The organism is Streptomyces rubrogriseus (genome assembly GCF_027947575.1).
GTDB lineage: Bacteria > Actinomycetota > Actinomycetes > Streptomycetales > Streptomycetaceae > Streptomyces > Streptomyces rubrogriseus.
On record NZ_CP116256.1, the window covers coordinates 167,204 to 184,058 of the forward strand.

The 16,855-nt window shown below is 72.6% G+C and carries 16 protein-coding genes and 1 pseudogene; 15 read left to right on the plus strand and 2 right to left on the minus strand.

Features of this window, described 5'->3' with window-relative positions; all coding sequences use genetic code 11:
* Positions 1-70 precede the first annotated feature (70 nt).
* The gene (locus Sru02f_RS00775; protein ID WP_109029284.1) at positions 71-1,357 is read left to right on the plus strand and encodes a phosphatase PAP2 family protein; all 1,287 of its coding nucleotides are present in this window, start codon (positions 71-73) and stop codon (positions 1,355-1,357) included.
* A gap of 108 nt (positions 1,358-1,465) precedes the next feature.
* The gene (locus Sru02f_RS00780) at positions 1,466-1,891 is read left to right on the plus strand and encodes an ATP-binding protein (protein WP_174854979.1); all 426 of its coding nucleotides are present in this window, start codon (positions 1,466-1,468) and stop codon (positions 1,889-1,891) included.
* Between the two features lie 35 nt (positions 1,892-1,926).
* Here the strand turns inward: Sru02f_RS00780 and Sru02f_RS00785 are convergent, their stop codons facing one another.
* Positions 1,927-3,429 (minus strand): GAF domain-containing SpoIIE family protein phosphatase, encoded by a 1,503-nt coding sequence (locus Sru02f_RS00785; RefSeq protein WP_167469282.1) that lies wholly within the window; start codon positions 3,427-3,429, stop codon positions 1,927-1,929.
* A gap of 258 nt (positions 3,430-3,687) precedes the next feature.
* On the opposite strand from Sru02f_RS00785, the gene Sru02f_RS00790 reads away from it, so the two are divergent.
* The 13 genes and pseudogenes from Sru02f_RS00790 (at position 3,688) to Sru02f_RS00850 (ending at position 16,043) form a co-directional block, all read left to right on the plus strand.
* On the plus strand, positions 3,688-4,041 hold the full coding sequence (locus tag Sru02f_RS00790; protein WP_109029286.1) for an ArsR/SmtB family transcription factor: 354 nt from the start codon (positions 3,688-3,690) through the stop codon (positions 4,039-4,041).
* A gap of 64 nt (positions 4,042-4,105) precedes the next feature.
* Positions 4,106-4,729 carry a carbonic anhydrase gene (locus Sru02f_RS00795; protein ID WP_109029287.1) on the plus strand — a complete coding sequence of 208 codons (624 nt, stop codon included), beginning with the start codon at positions 4,106-4,108 and terminating at the stop codon, positions 4,727-4,729.
* Positions 4,730-4,899: 170 nt separating this feature from the next.
* Positions 4,900-5,418: a toxin-antitoxin system HicB family antitoxin gene (locus Sru02f_RS00800; RefSeq protein WP_109029288.1), complete on the plus strand. Its 519-nt coding sequence runs from the start codon at positions 4,900-4,902 to the stop codon at positions 5,416-5,418.
* 122 nt (positions 5,419-5,540) lie between these two features.
* A complete protein-coding gene (locus tag Sru02f_RS00805; protein ID WP_109029289.1) occupies positions 5,541-6,383 on the plus strand; it encodes a DUF4097 family beta strand repeat-containing protein in 843 nt (280 codons plus the stop codon).
* Between the two features lie 66 nt (positions 6,384-6,449).
* Positions 6,450-7,496 (plus strand): ATP-binding cassette domain-containing protein, encoded by a 1,047-nt coding sequence (locus Sru02f_RS00810; protein WP_174854980.1) that lies wholly within the window; start codon positions 6,450-6,452, stop codon positions 7,494-7,496.
* Entirely contained in the window at positions 7,493-8,284 is a 792-nt protein-coding gene (locus Sru02f_RS00815; protein ID WP_109029291.1) for an ABC transporter permease, read from the plus strand. The genes Sru02f_RS00810 and Sru02f_RS00815 overlap by 4 nt, the downstream gene beginning before the upstream one ends.
* Before the next feature lie 205 nt (positions 8,285-8,489).
* Positions 8,490-8,927: pseudogene (locus Sru02f_RS00820) on the plus strand (hypothetical protein); the annotation flags it as partial.
* Positions 8,928-9,152: 225 nt separating this feature from the next.
* Complete coding sequence (gene kdpF / locus Sru02f_RS00825; RefSeq protein WP_007451765.1) at positions 9,153-9,242, plus strand: K(+)-transporting ATPase subunit F; 90 nt, start codon at positions 9,153-9,155, stop codon at positions 9,240-9,242.
* Positions 9,243-9,249: 7 nt separating this feature from the next.
* Positions 9,250-10,911: a potassium-transporting ATPase subunit KdpA gene (kdpA, locus tag Sru02f_RS00830; protein ID WP_109029292.1), complete on the plus strand. Its 1,662-nt coding sequence runs from the start codon at positions 9,250-9,252 to the stop codon at positions 10,909-10,911.
* On the plus strand, positions 10,908-13,085 hold the full coding sequence (gene kdpB, locus Sru02f_RS00835; RefSeq protein ID WP_109029293.1) for a potassium-transporting ATPase subunit KdpB: 2,178 nt from the start codon (positions 10,908-10,910) through the stop codon (positions 13,083-13,085). The genes kdpA and kdpB overlap by 4 nt, the downstream gene beginning before the upstream one ends.
* 5 nt (positions 13,086-13,090) lie before the next feature.
* On the plus strand, positions 13,091-13,768 hold the full coding sequence (locus tag Sru02f_RS00840) for a potassium-transporting ATPase subunit C (RefSeq protein ID WP_109029294.1): 678 nt from the start codon (positions 13,091-13,093) through the stop codon (positions 13,766-13,768).
* 21 nt (positions 13,769-13,789) lie between these two features.
* On the plus strand, positions 13,790-14,734 hold the full coding sequence (gene sigJ, locus Sru02f_RS00845; protein WP_109029295.1) for an RNA polymerase sigma factor SigJ: 945 nt from the start codon (positions 13,790-13,792) through the stop codon (positions 14,732-14,734).
* A gap of 112 nt (positions 14,735-14,846) precedes the next feature.
* Entirely contained in the window at positions 14,847-16,043 is a 1,197-nt protein-coding gene (locus Sru02f_RS00850) for an NAD(P)/FAD-dependent oxidoreductase (RefSeq protein ID WP_109029296.1), read from the plus strand.
* Between the two features lie 13 nt (positions 16,044-16,056).
* On the opposite strand, the gene Sru02f_RS00855 is transcribed toward Sru02f_RS00850, so the two are convergent.
* Entirely contained in the window at positions 16,057-16,833 is a 777-nt protein-coding gene (locus tag Sru02f_RS00855) for a polysaccharide deacetylase family protein (RefSeq protein WP_109029297.1), read from the minus strand.
* Between the last annotated feature and the right edge of the window lie 22 nt (positions 16,834-16,855).

A 16,855-nucleotide genomic window follows, 5' to 3' on the forward strand; every position in this document is an offset into this window, starting at 1 on the left:
TTTCCTGTGCATGTCTTCACGGGAAACACCGCGAATACCCAGGGGCGGGACGCGGGCGAGACTCTGGGCCGTGGCGGGTGCGGCGACCCTCGCGTTCCTCGTCGCGCTGGAGATCGCCGCGCGCCGCTACGGCCTGCCGGGGCCGATGACCAACCAGGCCAAGGAGTTGGTGTTCGCCCCCGCCTCGGGGCCCCTGCTCTACGCCGGGCTGGCGCTGACGATGGTGGTGCTCACCTGGCGGCAGCGGCTGGTCGCGGCGGCCGTCGCGGTCGGCATCGACCTGGCCGTCGTACTGGTGCGGTGGGCGGCGGACGCCACCGCGTCCGGCAGCCACTCCTTCGGCAACGGCGCGCTGTGGGTGGTCCTGGGCTGCGGGGTCATCGCCCTGACCCGGCGCACCGGCCCCGAACGGATCCTGCTGCTGAAGGGCGTCGGGCTCGGCCTCCTGCTGGTGGCCGGCCGCAAGACCGGCGACGCCTGGCTGCTGATCACGTCGAAGACCCGCCCGGACGTCCTCGACCCGTACGTGGCGACCGCCGACCACGCGCTGGGCAACCCGTCGTGGCTGGTGGGACGGGCCGTCGAGGCCACGGGCGCGGTCGGTGAGCACGTACTGGACTGGGTCTACGTCCAGCTCGCGGTGGCCGCGGTCGTCGTCGCGCTGTACCAACTGCGCGGGGTGGCGGCCGAGCGCCGGTTCCCCCGCCACCATCTGGTCCGCACCTTCCTGCTGATAGGCCTGCTCGGGCCGGCCATCTACATGATCTTCCCGGTCGTCGGACCGGTCTTCGCCTACGGCACGGGCGCCTTCGGCACCGGCGGCGCGGAGTGGGCGATCGCCGACCTGTGGCCCCACACGCTCCCGCCGGTCGGCCCGCCGCACCCGTTCACGTACGACGGGGTCACCCCCCGCAACTGCATGCCCAGCCTGCACACGGCGTGGGCCACCGTGATCTTCATCCACTCCCGTAAGGGGCCGCGCGTCCTGCGCTGGGCGGGAACGTTCTGGCTCGTCGCCACGCTCACCGCGACGCTGGGGTTCGGCTACCACTACGCCATCGACCTCATCGCCGGCGTCGTGTTCGCGGTCACGGTCGAGGCGGGGCTGCGCTCCCTGGACCGCGGCTGGGACCGGTCGGGAAGCCTGCTGGTCGCCCACGGGGCGCTGGTGTTCGCCGCGATCCTGGCCTCGACGCGCTACCTGTCGCTGGAGATGGCCCGGCACCCGTGGGTCTTCGGACCGCTCCTGCTGCTGGCCATGGCCTCGGTGCTCCACGGCTACGTACGGACCACGAAGGGCTGGGAACCGGTGCCCGCCCCGCCGGCGCTCCCGGAACCACGGCTCGAGGCGGCCTGAGCGCCCCGGGGCCGCACGCCTGCTGAATTGCGAAAGTTCGCAAGTCGTTGGATGCTGGGGCCCCGGGTCCGCAGGAAGCCGCGGACCGGTTTCCCCTGTGGAGACGCGATGAGCACCCTGCTCCAGCCCATGCCCCACCGGCACGTGCTCACCCTGCCCGCAGCGCCCCCGGCGGTCCGGGTGGCCCGGGAGACGGCCGAGCAGGCCCTCGCCGAGTGGGGCGTGAACCCGGGTCACCCCGCCGTCGCACCCGCCCTGCTGATCCTCAGCGAACTGGTCACCAACAGCGTCCGTCACGCGTCGCCGCCGAGCGAGCAGGTGACCGTCACGTACGCGGCCGGAGACGACTGCCTGGCCTTCGCCGTGCACGACCGGCACCCGCACCAGCCGCGGCTGCACGGCGCGCCGACCACCGGCCGGACCGGGGGCCTGGCGACCGTCATGGAACTCACCGGCACCCTGGGCGGCACCGCGGTGGTCCGGGGCGACGGCGACGGCCGGGGCAAGAGCATCTGGATCACGCTCCCGCTGTGAGCCGCGGACCGGTGTGAGGCGCGGACCGGCCGCGCTCACGAGGCGCCGTAGCTCGTCAGGGGCGGGGTGCGCAGGGCGATGACCGCCTTGTCGTCGTGGCCGTTGCCGGGCCGGTGGGCGACCAGGGCATGGCACAGGTCCTCGGGTGCCAGCCCCACCAGCCGGGAGGCGGTGACGGCCAGGGCGTCCAGGCCCCGGTCCAGCGGCTGGCCGGGGACCTCCACGAGGCCGTCGGTGAACAGGATGACGGTGCTGTCCACCGGCAGGGGGCGGCAGTGGTCGGGCCTCGGCAGGTCGGGCGCCACCCCGAGGGGGAGCCCGGGCTCCATGTCCAGGTAGCGGACCCGCCCGTCGGGCAGCAGCACCAGCGGCGGCGGGTGCCCCGCGCTGGACCACCGCAGCTGCCACGTGCCGTCGGCGGGCTCCAGCCGGGCGAGGAGCGCGGTGGCGACCGGGGCCTCGTCCAGGGCCGCGTTCATGATCCGGTCGAGCCGGGCGAGGGAGGTGCTGGGCGCGGCGCCGGGGTCGTAGTACAGGGCGCGCAGCATGTTGCGGATCTGGGACATGTCGGCCGCGGCCCGCAGGTCGTGCCCCACGACGTCGCCGATCACCGCCGCGCACGCCCCGCCGGGCAGCAGCATGGCGTCGTACCAGTCGCCGCCCACTGCGGCGGGCGCGCTCGCCGGGCGGTAGGCCGCGCCCGCGGTGAAGGGCCGCAGGTCGGGCAGGCGCGGCAGCAGCAGCCGCTGGAACTGCTCGCTGCTGTTCTGGACCTGCTGGTAGAGGCGGGCGTTCTCGATCGCCACGCCCGCCGTGCCGGCCAGCGCGCGGATCACGCCCTCGTCGTGCCGGTCGAAGGGCTGCCCGTCCTTGCGTTCGGAGAGGTAGAGGTTGCCGTAGATCCGGCCGCGCACACTGATCGCCACCCCGAGCAGGCTGCGCATCGGCGGGTGTCCGGGCGGGAAGCCCGCCGATTCCGGGTGGCGCGAGATGTCCTTGACCCGCAGCGGCTCGGGATGGTGGATCAGGTGCCCCAGCAGGCCCCTGCCCCGCGGCAGCTCCACCCCCTCCAGGTCGGCCAGCTCCTTCGTGGTGAGCCCCAGCGGGATGAACTCCTCCAGGAGCCTGCCCTCCTGGTCGAGGACGCCCATGGCCCCGTAACGGGCGCCCACCAGGTCCATCGCGGTGCGCACGATGCGGCGCAGCACCGCGGGCAGCTCCAGCTCGCCGGTGATGTTCACGACGGCCTGGAGCAGCTCCTGAAGGGTCCGCTGGGCGCGGGCCAGGGCGTGCAGCTGCTCGCCGATCCGGTTCAGGTCGGAGCTGAGCGGCAGGTCGAGGAGCGAGGCGTACGGCTCGTGGTCGCCGCCGCGGCCGGCGGCGGCGGACCCCTCCCCCGAGCCCTCCGCGGGACCCGCGCCGGGACCCGCGCCGGAGTCCTCCGTGGGACCCGCGCCGGAGTCCTCCGTGGGACCCGCGCCGGAGTCCACGTCGGCCGAGGTCGGCTCGTCCGGCGAGCGCCGCCGTTCCTCCGCCATCACGCGTGCCTCGCCTCCCACCGTGCGGTTCGCCTTTCGCCCACCCTCCCCCGTCGGTCCGGGGCGTGCCGCCCGTCCACAGCCGGTCGGAGTAACCCGGCACCGCCCCGGTGCGACCGGGTTCGTCCCGGCGGATTCGGCCTGACGGGTGGCTCGGGCGAGGATGGGCGGCATGCTGATGAGGACGGGACGGGCGCGACGCGCCCCGGGCGGGCCGACCGGGCCGCGCCGCCGCGGCGCGAGGAGGGCGAAGGCACGATGAGCACGCCGCTGTACCAGTTGAAGGCCGAGTTCTTCAAGACGCTCGGCCACCCGGCGCGCATCCGCGTCCTGGAACTGCTGAGCGAGCGCGAGCACGCGGTGGCGGAGATGCTCCCCGAGGTGGGAATCGAGCCGGCCCATCTGTCCCAGCAGCTCGCGGTGTTGCGCCGGGCGAACCTGGTGGTGTCCCGCAAGGAGGGATCGACCGTGTACTACTCCCTGACCAGCCCGCAGGTGGCCGAGCTGCTCAGGGTCGCGCGCGGCATCCTGTCCGGTGTGCTCGCCGGACAGGCCGAACTGCTCGCGGACCTCCGGGCCGGACGGCCCGAGCCGGGGCCCGAGCGGGCGTAGCGCAGCGCTCGAACCGGCGCTGGGCCTGCCCGCCGTTCCGCGATCGGGCCAGTACCGTGCACCCATGCCTGATCTGAGCCCTTCCTCCCCTGCCGAGGCCTACGCGGCGCTGTTGCAGGGCAACGCCCGCTTCGTGAGCGGTGACCGTCTGCACCCCAACCAGGACGCCGACCGCCGGTCGGAGCTGGCCCCGCGCCAGCATCCGTTCGCGGTGCTCTTCGGCTGCTCGGACTCGCGGCTGGCGGCCGAGATCATCTTCGACCGTGGGCTGGGCGACCTGTTCGTGGTGCGGACGGCCGGCCACGTGGCGGGCGCGGAGGTGCTGGGCAGCGTCGAGTACGGCGTCGCCGTGCTGGGCGCACCGCTCGTGGTGGTGCTCGGGCACGACTCCTGCGGCGCGGTCACCGCGGCCGCCGAGGCCGAGCGCGGCGGCGCGGCCCCGGCCGGTTACCTCGGGGACGTGGTGGAACGGGTGATCCCGAGCGTGCTCGCCGCGCGCGCCCTGGGCCGCACCCAGGTCGACGAGTTCGTGGACGAACACATCCGCCGCAGCGTCGACGGGCTGGTGGGCCGCTCGGCGCTGCTGGCGAACGAGGTGGCCGCCGGCCGGTGCGCGGTCGTCGGTCTGTCCTACCGGCTGGCCGGGGGGACGGTGAAGCGGGTGGCGGCACACGGGCTCGCCGAGTAGCCGACGACGCCTGCATCCCCGTGGTGCCATTCATGGCGTCACGGGGGTGCAGGTCGGTGCAGATTCTTTCTCCGGCGTTCCCGCAGATCGGGGGCTTTCGGTGTACCGACTCGGGGTCTTGGCGTCGTTGCTTCTTGCGTATGGCGCCATCGTGGTGCCATCATGGCGCCATGGACCTCACCCCGTATGTCGACACACTTCGCCGTGAACTCGCGGTGGCCGCCGAAGCCGGGGGCGACGAAGCCCGCGAGCTGGCCGAGCGGCTCATCGCTCCGCTGGAGTCGGCGACCCGGCTGACCATGCTCAACGTGCTCTCCGCCGCGATGGACGAGATCACCCGCGAACTGGCCCCCGGTTCGGTCGACGTACGGCTGCGCGGGCTCGAGCCCGACTTCGTGGTGACGCCGCCGCCCACCGACGGCGGTGGTGCCACGGAGCAGGCCGCGCCCGTCGAGACGCTCAGGGCGCCGGCGCCCGCCGACGGCGACGAGGGCGGTACCGCCCGTGTCAACCTGCGCCTGCCGGCCCACCTCAAGGCGCGGGCCGAGGAGGCCGCGAGCCGCGAGGGGCTGTCGGTCAACGCCTGGCTGGTGCGGGCCGTGTCGGCCGCCGTCGACGGCGGCGGCACCCCGCCCGCGCCGGAGCGGGCACGCACCGTCGGACAGAGCTTCACCGGCTGGGTGCGCTAGCCACCCGCGCCGACACCCGCACCCGCGCCCGGGTGACGGAGAACCGAGCACCGCACCGCACAGCGCTCACACCACGTCCCACCAGCGGGGACGCCCCACGGACTCAAGAGGACGGTACAGCCATGCCTTCTTTCGACACTCCCCGACCGATCGCGGTGAACGCTCACGTGGGCGCCGGCTCCATCCGGTTCACCGCGAGCGACCGGTCCGACACGGTCGTCGAGGTGCGCCCCGGCGACCCGGGGCGGGACAAGGACGTACGGGCCGCCGAACAGACCGAGGTCTCCTACGCGAGCGGCGTCCTGACGATCAGCACGAAGGAGCGCCGTTTCATCGGTCCCACCGGCGCGGTCGAGGTGACGGTGGAACTGCCCGCGGGGTCGCGTGTGGACACGGTCGGCTCCTGGACCCAGGTCCTCGGCGAGGGCCGGCTGGGCGAGGTCCGGGTGAAGACCCCGGGCGGTGACGTGCGCCTGGACACGACCGGACCGCTCGAGCTCAACGCCTCCCACGGCTCGGTCACCGTGGACCGGGTCGAGGGCTCGGCCGAGATCACCACCAGCTCCGGCAGCGTCCGCGTCGGCGTCATCGACGGCCCGGCCGTACTGAGGAACTCGCACGGCTCCACGACCGTGGGCGCCGCCCTCGGCGACCTGCGGGTGAAGAACGCCAACGGTGACATCAACGTCGCCCACGCCGAGGCCTCGCTCACCGCGACCACCGCCCACGGCACCCTGCGGGTGGACGAGGTGGTCCGCGGCGAGATCCGGCTGGAGACCTCCTACGGCGCCATCGAGGTCGGCGTCCGCGAGGGCACGGCAGCCTGGCTCGACGTCCAGTCCAGCGGCGGGCTGGTGCGCAACACGCTCACCGCGTCGGACAGCCCCGCCGGGTCCGAGGAGACCGTCAAGGTCCACGCCCGCACCCGGTACGGCAACATCGACGTCCGCCGCGCCAAGGCCTGAGCACCGCGCCCGCCCCTGTCCGTCGGTCACCCACCCCTGTCATCCCCCCTCGAACGGGAGGGCTCCATGCCTTCGTCTGTCATGTCCACGACCACCCCGGGAACCGGTCCTCAGGCGCCCGCTGCCGTCTCCGCCGCGAATCTGCGCAAGTCGTACGGCGACAAGACCGTCCTCGACGGCATCGACCTGCGCATCCCGGCCGGGTCGGTGTTCGCGCTGCTCGGCCCGAACGGCGCCGGGAAGACCACCACCGTGCAGATCCTCTCCACCCTCGTCTCCGCCGACGGCGGGCAGGCCCAGGTGGCGGGCCACGACCTCACCACCGCCCCGCAGGCGGTCCGCGCCGCCATCGGCGTCACCGGACAGTTCTCGGCGGTGGACGGTCTGATCACCGGGGAGGAGAACATGCTCCTCATGGCGGACCTGCATCTGCTCCCGCGGCGCGAGGGGAAGCGGGTCGCCGCCGAACTGCTGGAGCGCTTCGGCCTCACCGAGGCCGCGAAGAAGCCGGCGTCCACCTACTCCGGCGGCATGAAGCGCCGTCTCGACATCGCGATGACCCTCGTCGGGAGCCCGCGGGTCATCTTCCTCGACGAGCCCACCACCGGCCTGGACCCCCGCTCCCGCCACACCATGTGGCAGATCATCCGCGAGCTCGTCACCGGCGGCGTCACCGTCTTCCTCACCACCCAGTACCTGGAGGAGGCCGACGAACTCGCCGACCGCATCGCCGTGCTCCACGACGGCAGGATCGCCGCCGAAGGCACCGCCGAGGAACTGAAGCGGCTCGTCCCCGGCGGACACGTCCGGCTCCGCTTCACCGACCCGGACGCCTATCGCGACGCCGCCACCGCCCTGCCCGGCGGCACCGGCGACGACGACACCCTCACCCTCCAGATCCCCAGCGACGGCAGCCAGCGCGACCTGCGCTCCGTCCTCGACCGCCTGGACGGCGCGGGCATCGAGGCCGACGACCTGACGGTGCACACCCCCGACCTCGACGACGTCTTCTTCGCCCTGACCGGCGGGGCCGGTGTCCCCAGCCGGACCGGCCGGACCGGCCGGACCGACCGGACCGACCGGTCCGACACGACCAAGGAGACGGTCCGATGAGCACCCTCACCCTCGCCGTGCGCAACTCCTCCACCATGCTGCGCCGCAACCTCCTGCACGCCCGGCGCTACCCCTCCCTCACCCTCAACCTCCTGCTCACCCCGGTCATGCTGCTGCTCCTCTTCGTCTACGTCTTCGGCGACGCGATGAGTGCCGGGATCGGCGGCGGCGGCGCCGACCGGGCCGCCTACATCGCGTTCATCGTGCCGGGCCTGGTGCTGATGACCATCGGCAGCACCACGGTCGGCACCGCGGTCTCCGTCTCCAACGACATGAGCGAGGGCATCGTCGCCCGCTTCCGGACCATGCCCATCCACCGCGGCTCGGTGATCACCGGACACGTCGTCGGCAGCGTGCTGCAGTCGGTGATCAGCGTGGTCCTCGTCGGTGCCGTCGCCGCGGCCATCGGCTTCCGCTCCACCGACGCCACCGTCCTGGAGTGGCTCGCGGCCTTCGCGCTGGTCGCCCTGTTCGCCACCGCGCTCACCTGGATCGCCGTGGGCATGGGTCTGATCAGCCCGAACGCCGAGGCCGCCAGCAACAACGCGCTGCCGCTGATCTTCCTCCCGCTGATCTCCAGCACCTTCGTCCCCATCGACTCGATGCCGGGCTGGTTCCAGCCGATCGCCGAGTACCAACCGTTCACGCCCGCCATCGAGACCCTGCGCGGCCTGCTCCTCGGCACCGGGATCGGGCACAACGGCTGGCTCGCCGTCGGCTGGTGCGTCGCCCTCTGCGCGCTCGGCTACCTCTGGTCCAAGTCGGTCTTCAACCGCGAGTCGAAGTAGGGCGGCCACCCCGGCCACCTCCGCGGGCGGCACCCGCGACCCGTTCGTCCCAGGGCGGCGCACCCCGACACCTCGCCGGATGCGCCGCCTTCGGTGTTGCCCGGCCGGGCAATGGCGCGAGTGACGCCAAAAATGGCTCCCGATGGTGCCAAATGTGTGCCATAGTGGTGTCATTAACGGCGCTACGGAGGGGGGCGGTCCGACCATGGACGCAGTGCAGAGCCGTCGACAGGCCACGCCCGGCGCGCTCGCGGCCTTCGCCCGCTTCGTGCTCTGCGGGGGCGGCGTGGGCCTCGCCGCCGGCTTCGCGGTGGCCGGCCTCGCCTCCTGGATGCCCTGGGCCCTGGCCAACGCCCTGGTCACCGCGGCCTCCACCCTCCTCGGCACCGAGCTGCACGCCCGCTTCACCTTCGGCACGGGCGGGCGTACGACCTGGCGCCAGCACACCCAGTCCGCCGGATCGGCGGGCGCCGCGTACGCGGTGACGTGTGCGGCCGTGCTCGGCCTGCACCAGGTGGTGGCGGCGCCCGGTGCGGTGCTCGAACAGGCCGTCTACCTGTTCGCCTCCGCGCTCGCCGGAATCGCTCGCTTCGTGGTCCTGCGCCTCGTCGTCTTCGCGCGGGGCGGGCGGCCCGCCGTCGCGGGAGACGCGGGGCGCCCCCTCGTCAGAGACGTGTCAAAGGCGCTCACGCCGCCGTATGGAAGCCGTCAACGGTGGCCGGATCCGGTCGGAACGGGGCTCTCATCTCCCTGTCAGCCTCTTTTCCGCACCTCACTAGGAGCCAGCGATGGCCGATGTGGCCTTCGTCGTCACCACGATCGCGGTGTTCGCGTTCGTGGCCCTTGTCGCCAAGGGGGTGACGAAGCTGTGACCGCGGAGAACGTCGTCGGCCTCATCGTGGCCGTCGCCCTGCTCGGTTACCTCGTCCTCGCCCTGATCCACCCGGAGAGGTTCTGAGCACCGCATGAGCCCCGTCCTCGCCGGCGTGCTCCAACTGCTCGCGCTCACGGCCGCGCTGGCGCTCGCCCACGTCCCCCTCGGCAACTACCTGGCCCGTGTCTACTCCTCGCCCAAGCACCTGCGGATCGAGAAGTGGATCTACAAGGGCATCGGCGCGGACCCGGACACGGAGATGCGCTGGCCCGCGTACCTGCGCGGCGTCCTCGCCTTCTCGCTCGCCGGGGTCCTCTTCCTCTACCTGCTCCAGCGGCTCCAGGGCGTGCTGCCCGGCTCGCTCGGTTTCGCCTCCATCGACCCGGACCAGGCGTTCAACACCGCCGCGTCCTTCGTCGCCAACACCAACTGGCAGTCGTACTACGGCGAGCAGGCCATGGGCCACGTCGTGCAGACCGCCGGGCTGGCCGTGCAGAACTTCGTCTCGGCGGCCGTCGGCATCGCCGTCGCCGTCGCTCTCGTCCGCGGCTTCGCGCGGTCCCGCACCGGTGAACTGGGCAACTTCTGGGCCGACCTGGTCCGCGGTGTCGTCCGCGTCCTGGTGCCCATCGCCGTGGTCGGCGCGGTGATCCTGGTGGCCTGCGGCGTAATCCAGAACTTCTCCGGCATCCACGAGGTCGGCCAGTTCATGGGCGGCACCCAGGAGTGGAACGGGGGTGCGGTCGCCTCGCAGGAGGTGATCAAGGAGCTGGGCACCAACGGCGGCGGCTACTTCAACGCCAACTCCGCCCATCCCTTCGAGAACCCGACGCCGTTCACCAACCTGTTCGAGATCTTCCTGATCCTGCTGATCCCGGTCGCGCTGACCCGGACCTTCGGCGTCATGACCGGCTCGGTGCGCCAGGGTTACGCGATCCTCGGGACGATGGCCGCCATCTGGGTCGGCTTCGTCGCCCTGATGATGTGGACCGAGTTCGCCCACCACGGTCCCGCGTTGCGGGCGGCCGGCGGCGCGATGGAGGGCAAGGAGCTGCGTTTCGGGATCGGCGGCTCGTCGCTCTTCGCGGTGACCACGACCCTGACCTCCACCGGCGCGGTGGACTCCTTCCACTCCTCCTACACCGGCCTCGGCGGCGGCATCACCATGCTCGGCATGATGCTGGGCGAGATCGCGCCGGGCGGGGTCGGGTCCGGGCTCTACGGCATGCTGGTCATGGCGGTCGTCGCGGTGTTCGTCGCGGGGCTCATGGTCGGGCGTACGCCCGAGTACCTGGGCAAGAAGATCGGCATCCGCGAGATCAAGTTCGCCGCCTGCTACATCCTGATCACCCCGGCCCTGGTCCTGGTGTTCACGGCCGCCGCGACGGCCCTGCCCACGCCGGGCGACTCGATGACCAACAGCGGGGCGCACGGTTTCTCCGAGATCCTGTACGCCTACACCTCCGCCTCGAACAACAACGGCTCGGCCTTCGCGGGCCTGAACGCCGACACCCAGTGGTTCAACAGCACCCTCGGCCTCGCCATGCTGCTGGGCCGGTTCGTGCCGATGGTGTTCGTCCTGGCCCTCGCGGGCTCGCTGGCCCGGCAGCAGCCGGTGCCGGCCACCGCGGGCACGCTGCGCACCGAGAAGCCCCTGTTCAGCGGGTTGCTGGTGGGCGCCGTCCTGATCATCACGGGGCTGACCTACTTCCCGGCCCTCGCCCTGGGCCCGCTCGCCGAGGGACTGGCATGACCACTCACACGCGGAAACAAGAGGACGCCATGTCCACCCTCACCATCCCGAACCGGGCGCCGCACGACGACGCACCCACCGGGCACAAGCCCGGACAGGGCCGCGTCGGCGCGGGCCTCTTCGACCCGAAGCAGTTGGTCAAGTCGCTGCCCGCCGCGTTCCGCAAGCTCGACCCGCGGGTGATGGTGAAGTCGCCCGTCATGTTCGTCGTCCTCGTCGGCTCCGTGCTGACCACCGCCTTCTCCGTCACGGGCCCCGGCGACTGGTTCGGCTGGACGATCAGCGCCTGGCTCTGGCTGACCGTGCTCTTCGCCAACCTGGCGGAGGCGGTCGCCGAGGGCCGCGGCAAGGCCCAGGCCGACACCCTGCGCAGGGCCAGGACCGACACCGTCGCCCGCCGGGTCGACGGCACCACGGTCCCCGGCACCGGACTCACGGTCGGCGACCTGGTCGTCTGCGAGGCCGGGGACGTCGTCCCCGGCGACGGGGACGTCGTCGAGGGTGTCGCCTCGGTCGACGAGTCGGCGATCACCGGGGAGTCGGCGCCCGTCATCCGCGAGTCCGGCGGCGACCGGTCCGCGGTGACCGGCGGGACCAGGGTGCTCTCCGACCGCATCGTCGTCAGGATCACCACGAAGCCGGGCGAGACGTTCATCGACCGGATGATCAACCTGGTCGAGGGAGCGGCCCGGCAGAAGACGCCGAACGAGGTGGCGCTGAACATCCTGCTGGCCTCGCTGACCGTCGTCTTCCTGCTGGCCTGCGCCACCCTCCCGCCGTTCGCCGACTACGCGGGCACCCATCTGGACATGATCGTGCTGGTGGCCCTGCTGGTCTGCCTCATCCCGACCACGATCGGCGCGCTGCTCTCCGCGATCGGCATCGCGGGCATGGACCGCCTGGTGCAGCGCAACGTGCTGGCGATGTCGGGCCGCGCGGTCGAGGCCGCCGGTGACGTCTCCACGCTGCTCCTCGACAAGACCGGCACGATCACGGTGGGGAACCGGCAGGCGGCCGAGTTCGTGCCCGTGCGCGGTGCGACGGAGGCCGAACTCGCCGACGCCGCCCGGCTCTCCTCGCTCGCCGACGAGACACCCGAGGGCCGCTCGATCGTCGTCCTCGCCAAGGAGAAGTACGGCCTGCGCGAGCGCCCAACCGTCGCCCACCACCGCCCTTCCGGGGAAGCGCTTCGCGCCTCTTCTTCTTCAGGCGAACTCGTCGGCGCCGAATGGATCGGGTTCACCGCCCAGACCCGTATGTCGGGCGTGGACGCGGACGGCCGCAGGGTCCGCAAGGGCGCGGCGGGCTCCGTCGCCGCCTGGGTCCGGGAGCGCGGCGGCACGGTCGCCGACGACGCGGACACCGTCACCGCCCGCATCTCCGAGGCGGGCGGCACACCGCTGCTCGTCGCCGTCGAGGACGACCGCGGCGCGCGGGTCCTCGGGGTGATCCACCTCAAGGACGTCGTCAAGCAGGGCATGCGTGAGCGGTTCGACGAGCTGCGCCGGATGGGCATCAGGACCGTCATGATCACGGGCGACAACCCGCTGACGGCCAGGGCGATCGCCGACGAGGCGGGCGTCGACGACTACCTCGCCGAGGCCACGCCCGAGGACAAGATGGCCCTCATCAAGCGCGAGCAGGCCGGCGGCAAACTGGTCGCGATGACCGGCGACGGCACCAACGACGCCCCCGCGCTGGCCCAGGCGGACGTCGGCGTGGCCATGAACACCGGAACGTCGGCCGCCAAGGAGGCCGGCAACATGGTCGACCTCGACTCCGACCCCACCAAGCTCATCGAGATCGTCGAGATCGGCAAGCAGCTGCTGATCACCCGCGGGGCGCTCACGACGTTCTCCGTCGCCAACGACGTCGCCAAGTACTTCGCGATCATTCCGGCGCTCTTCGCGGCCGTGTACCCGGGCCTGGACAAGCTCAACATCATGGGCCTGTCCTCCCCGGACTCCGCGATCCTGTCCGCGGTGGTCTTCAACGCGCTGATCATCGTCGTACTGGTCCCGCTCGCCCTGAAGGGCGTGCGCTACCGGCCCATGAGCGCCGACCGGATGCTGCGCCGCAACCTCGGCGTCTACGGACTGGGCGGGCTGGTCGCCCCGTTCGTCGGCATCAAGCTCATCGACCTGATCGTCTCGCTCATTCCCGGGATCGGCTGACCGACATGAACACCTCCCTGACCAACGCCGCCCGGCTGTTCACGGCCGGCCTGCGCGCCCTGCTCGTCCTGACCGTGGTCACCGGCATCGTCTACCCGCTCGTCGTCACCGGCGTCGCCCAGGGGCTGTTCCCCGGGCAGGCGAACGGCTCCGAGATCAAGGCGGACGGGAAGGTCGTCGGCTCCTCCCTCATCGGCCAGTCCTACAACCCGCCGCTGAAGGAGGGCCGGACAACCCCGGAGCCGGACCTGAGATGGTTCCAGGGCCGCCCGGCCAACGGCCTCGGCACCAACACCGTGAACACCCAGTACGAGCTGATCCTGTCCGGGGCCACCAACCGCTCCGCCGACAACCCGGAACTCCTCCGGTGGGTGAAGGACGCCAAGGCCGCCGTCGTCAGGGACAACTCCGTGCCCGGCCACCCGGTGCGGCCCGAGGACGTGCCCGCGGACGCCGTCACCTCCTCCGGCTCCGGCCTGGACCCGAACATCTCCCCGCGGTACGCCGACCTCCAGGTGCACCGGGTCGCCGCGAAGAACGGCCTGTCAGCCGACCGGGTCCAGGAGCTGGTCGACGAGCACACCACCCCCCGCACCCTCGGCTTCATCGGCGAACCGCGGGTCAACGTCCTCGAACTCAACATCGCGCTCCGGGAACTGGTGGCACCGGGGGCCGGGCACTGAGCCGTGGCTACAATCCGGGCCATGGCCCTGACCGTGCGCGACGTGGAACGGTTCGAGGCCTCCAGGCACCGTCTGGAGGCCATCGCCTACCGCCTCCTCGGCTCGGCGAGCGAGGCGGAGGACGCCGTGCAGGAGACGTTCCTGCGCTGGCAGGCGGCCGACGTCGCACGCGTCGAGGTTCCCGAGGCCTGGCTCACGAAGGTCCTCACCAACCTGTGCCTCAACCAGCTCACCTCGGCCCGCGCCCGCCGGGAGACCTACGTGGGCCAGTGGCTGCCCGAGCCGCTGCTCGCCGGGGACCCGATGCTCGGCCCCGCCGAGACGGCCGAGCAGCGCGAGTCGGTCTCCCTGGCGGTCCTCGCCCTGCTGGAGCGGCTCTCACCGGGCGAGCGGGCAGTGTACGTCCTGCGTGAGGCCTTCGGCTACCCGCACCGGGAGATCGCCGCGATCCTCGACATCACGGAGGACGCCAGCCAGCAGACCCTGCACCGGGCCCGGAAGCACATCGCGCAGGGCAGGGCCCGTACCGAGGTCGACGAGGCCGCCGCCCGGCGGATCGTGGAGGAGTTCCTCGCGGCGGCCACCAGCGGCCGGACCGAACCGCTGGTCGAGCTGCTCACCCGGGACGCCGTGTCGATCGGCGACGGCGGCGGGAAGGTGCCGGCCCGCGCCAAGGCGTTCGAGGGCGCCCAGGCCGTGGCGACGTTCCTGCGGGGCCTGTTCAAGCCCGGCAAGGCCAAGCGCGCGCTGACCGGCGGCCCCGCCGAGATCCACGCGACCACCGCCAACGGCGACCCCGCCGTCGTGGCCGTCGTGCACGGCCGGGTCATCGGGATCATGTGCCTGGAGATCACCCCCGAGGGGCTCGCGGGCTTCCGCAACCAGGTCAACCCCGACAAGCTCGAACGCGCCACCCGCCGGTGGGCGGCCACCGACCACGGGGAACCCCTGGTCCGCGCCTTCTGACCGGACTGTGGCGCGCGTCACTCCCCGCCCCTGTCAGGAATCGGCGAGCCGCCCGGTTCAAGGGGCGAGTCCCGCTGGAGAGGCTCAGCGGCCGCAGACAAGGGAGTACGTCATGCAGCACCCCACGCAGCACCGCATCGTCGTCCTGGGCGCCGGATACGCCGGAGCCGTCGCCGCCGGCCGTCTTGCCAGGCGGCTGCGGAGTGAGGACGCGGCCATCACCCTCGTCAACGCCGAGCCCCACTTCGTCGAACGGGTCAGGATGCACCAGCTCGCCGTCGGCCAGGACCTCAGGGCCCGGCCGCTGGACGAGATGTTCGCGAACACCGGGGTCGAGGTGCGGATCGCAAAGGTCACCGGCGTGGACGCCGACCGCAGGACCGTCGCCGTCACCGACGAGGACGGCACCGGTGAACTGGTCTACGACACCCTCGTCTACGCCCTCGGCAGTGCCTGGGACCCGCAGGACGTCCCCGGTGCCGCGGAGCACGCCCACGAGATCGCCGGCCGCCCGGGAGCGCTCCGGCTGCGCGAACGCCTGGCGGGGCTGGAGCCCGGCCGGACCGTGGTCGTCGTCGGCGGCGGGCTCACCGGCCTGGAGGCCGCGTCCGAGATCGCCGAGGCCCGCCCGGACCTCGACGTGTCGCTCACGGCCCGCGGCGAACTCGGCGACTGGCTCTCCCCCAAGGGCCGCCGCCACCTGCGGAAGGTCTTCACCACCCTCGGCATCACGGCGCACGAGAACGCCGCCGTCACGGCCGTGGCCGCGGACCACGTGGTCACCGCCGACGGCACGGCCGTCCCGGCCGACGTCACGGTGTGGACCACCGGATTCGCCGTCCACCCCCTGGCCAGGGCCACCACGCTGGACGTCACCGACACCGGCCGGATCGTCGTCGACGGGACCATGCGCTCGGTGTCCCACCCGGACGTGTACGCGGTCGGCGACGCGGCGCTGGCGGCGGGCCCCGGCGGCAGGCCGCTGCGGATGTCGTGCGCCTCGGGCGTGCCCACCGCCTGGCAGGCCGCCGACGCCATCGCCGCCCGGCTGACCGGCCGGAAGCTGCCGAACGTGACGCCGCGCTACTTCAACCAGTGCATCTCGCTCGGCCGCGGCCAGGGCCTGATCCAGTACGTCACCGCCGACGACCGCGCCGTGCGCGCGGCCCTGACCGGACGGCTCGCCGCCCGCTACAAGGAACTGGTCTGCAAGTCCGCGGCCTGGGGCGTCGCCAACCCGACCCTCGGCGTCCCGACCCGCCGCCGCCCGGTGGCGCCCCGCACCCCGGAGCCGGTCCCGACGGTCTGAACGGCGGGCGCGCTCACCGCACCGGGAAGCCGAAGGTGCGGCCCTGCTCCTTCAGCCAGGGCAGGACCTGCCGCAGGGCTTCGACGGTCTGGGTGCGGTCGCCCCCGGCGTCGTGGAAGAGGATGGTCGGGCCGTTGGACAGCTCCCGCTTGACGGTGGCGACGATGGCGTCCGAGCCCGGCCGCTCGAAGTCCTTGGTGTCCACGTTCCAGCCCAGCGGGCGCATCCCGTGGGAGGCGGCGAGCTTGCGGCTGTAGGGGGTGAACGCCCCGCCGGGCGCCCGGTAGTACACCGGCCGCACGCCCCCGGACGCCTCGGTGATCATGCGCTCGGCGTCGAGGATCTCCTTGGACTGGTAGGCCTCGGACTTCTTGTCCATGGCGGTGTCGTGCGACACCGTGTGGTCGCACAGCCGGTGCCCGGCCGCGACGACGTCCTTCACGAGGTCCGGGTGGGCCTCGGCCTGAAGGCCCGTCATGCAGAAGGTGGCCTTCACGCCGTACTCCTCCAGCAGGTCGAGCACCTGAGGCGTCCACGCGGGGTCGGGGCCGTCGTCGATGGTGATGTTCACGCCGCGCGGCCCCGCCTCCGAGGCGTGCGCGATGCTGATGTCGACCGGCTTGGCGTCGCCGCCCGGCGTGGCCGACGCGGTCGCCCGCGGCGTCGGGCCGCCGCCGACGGAGTCGGCCTGCGCGGTCCACACCGAGGCGCCGACGGCGAGCACCGTCACACCGAGCGCCGCCCCGACCACCTTGCCGTACCAGCCCCGTCCACCACCGTGCCGCGCCATGTCCGCCGCCCCGCCTTCGCGT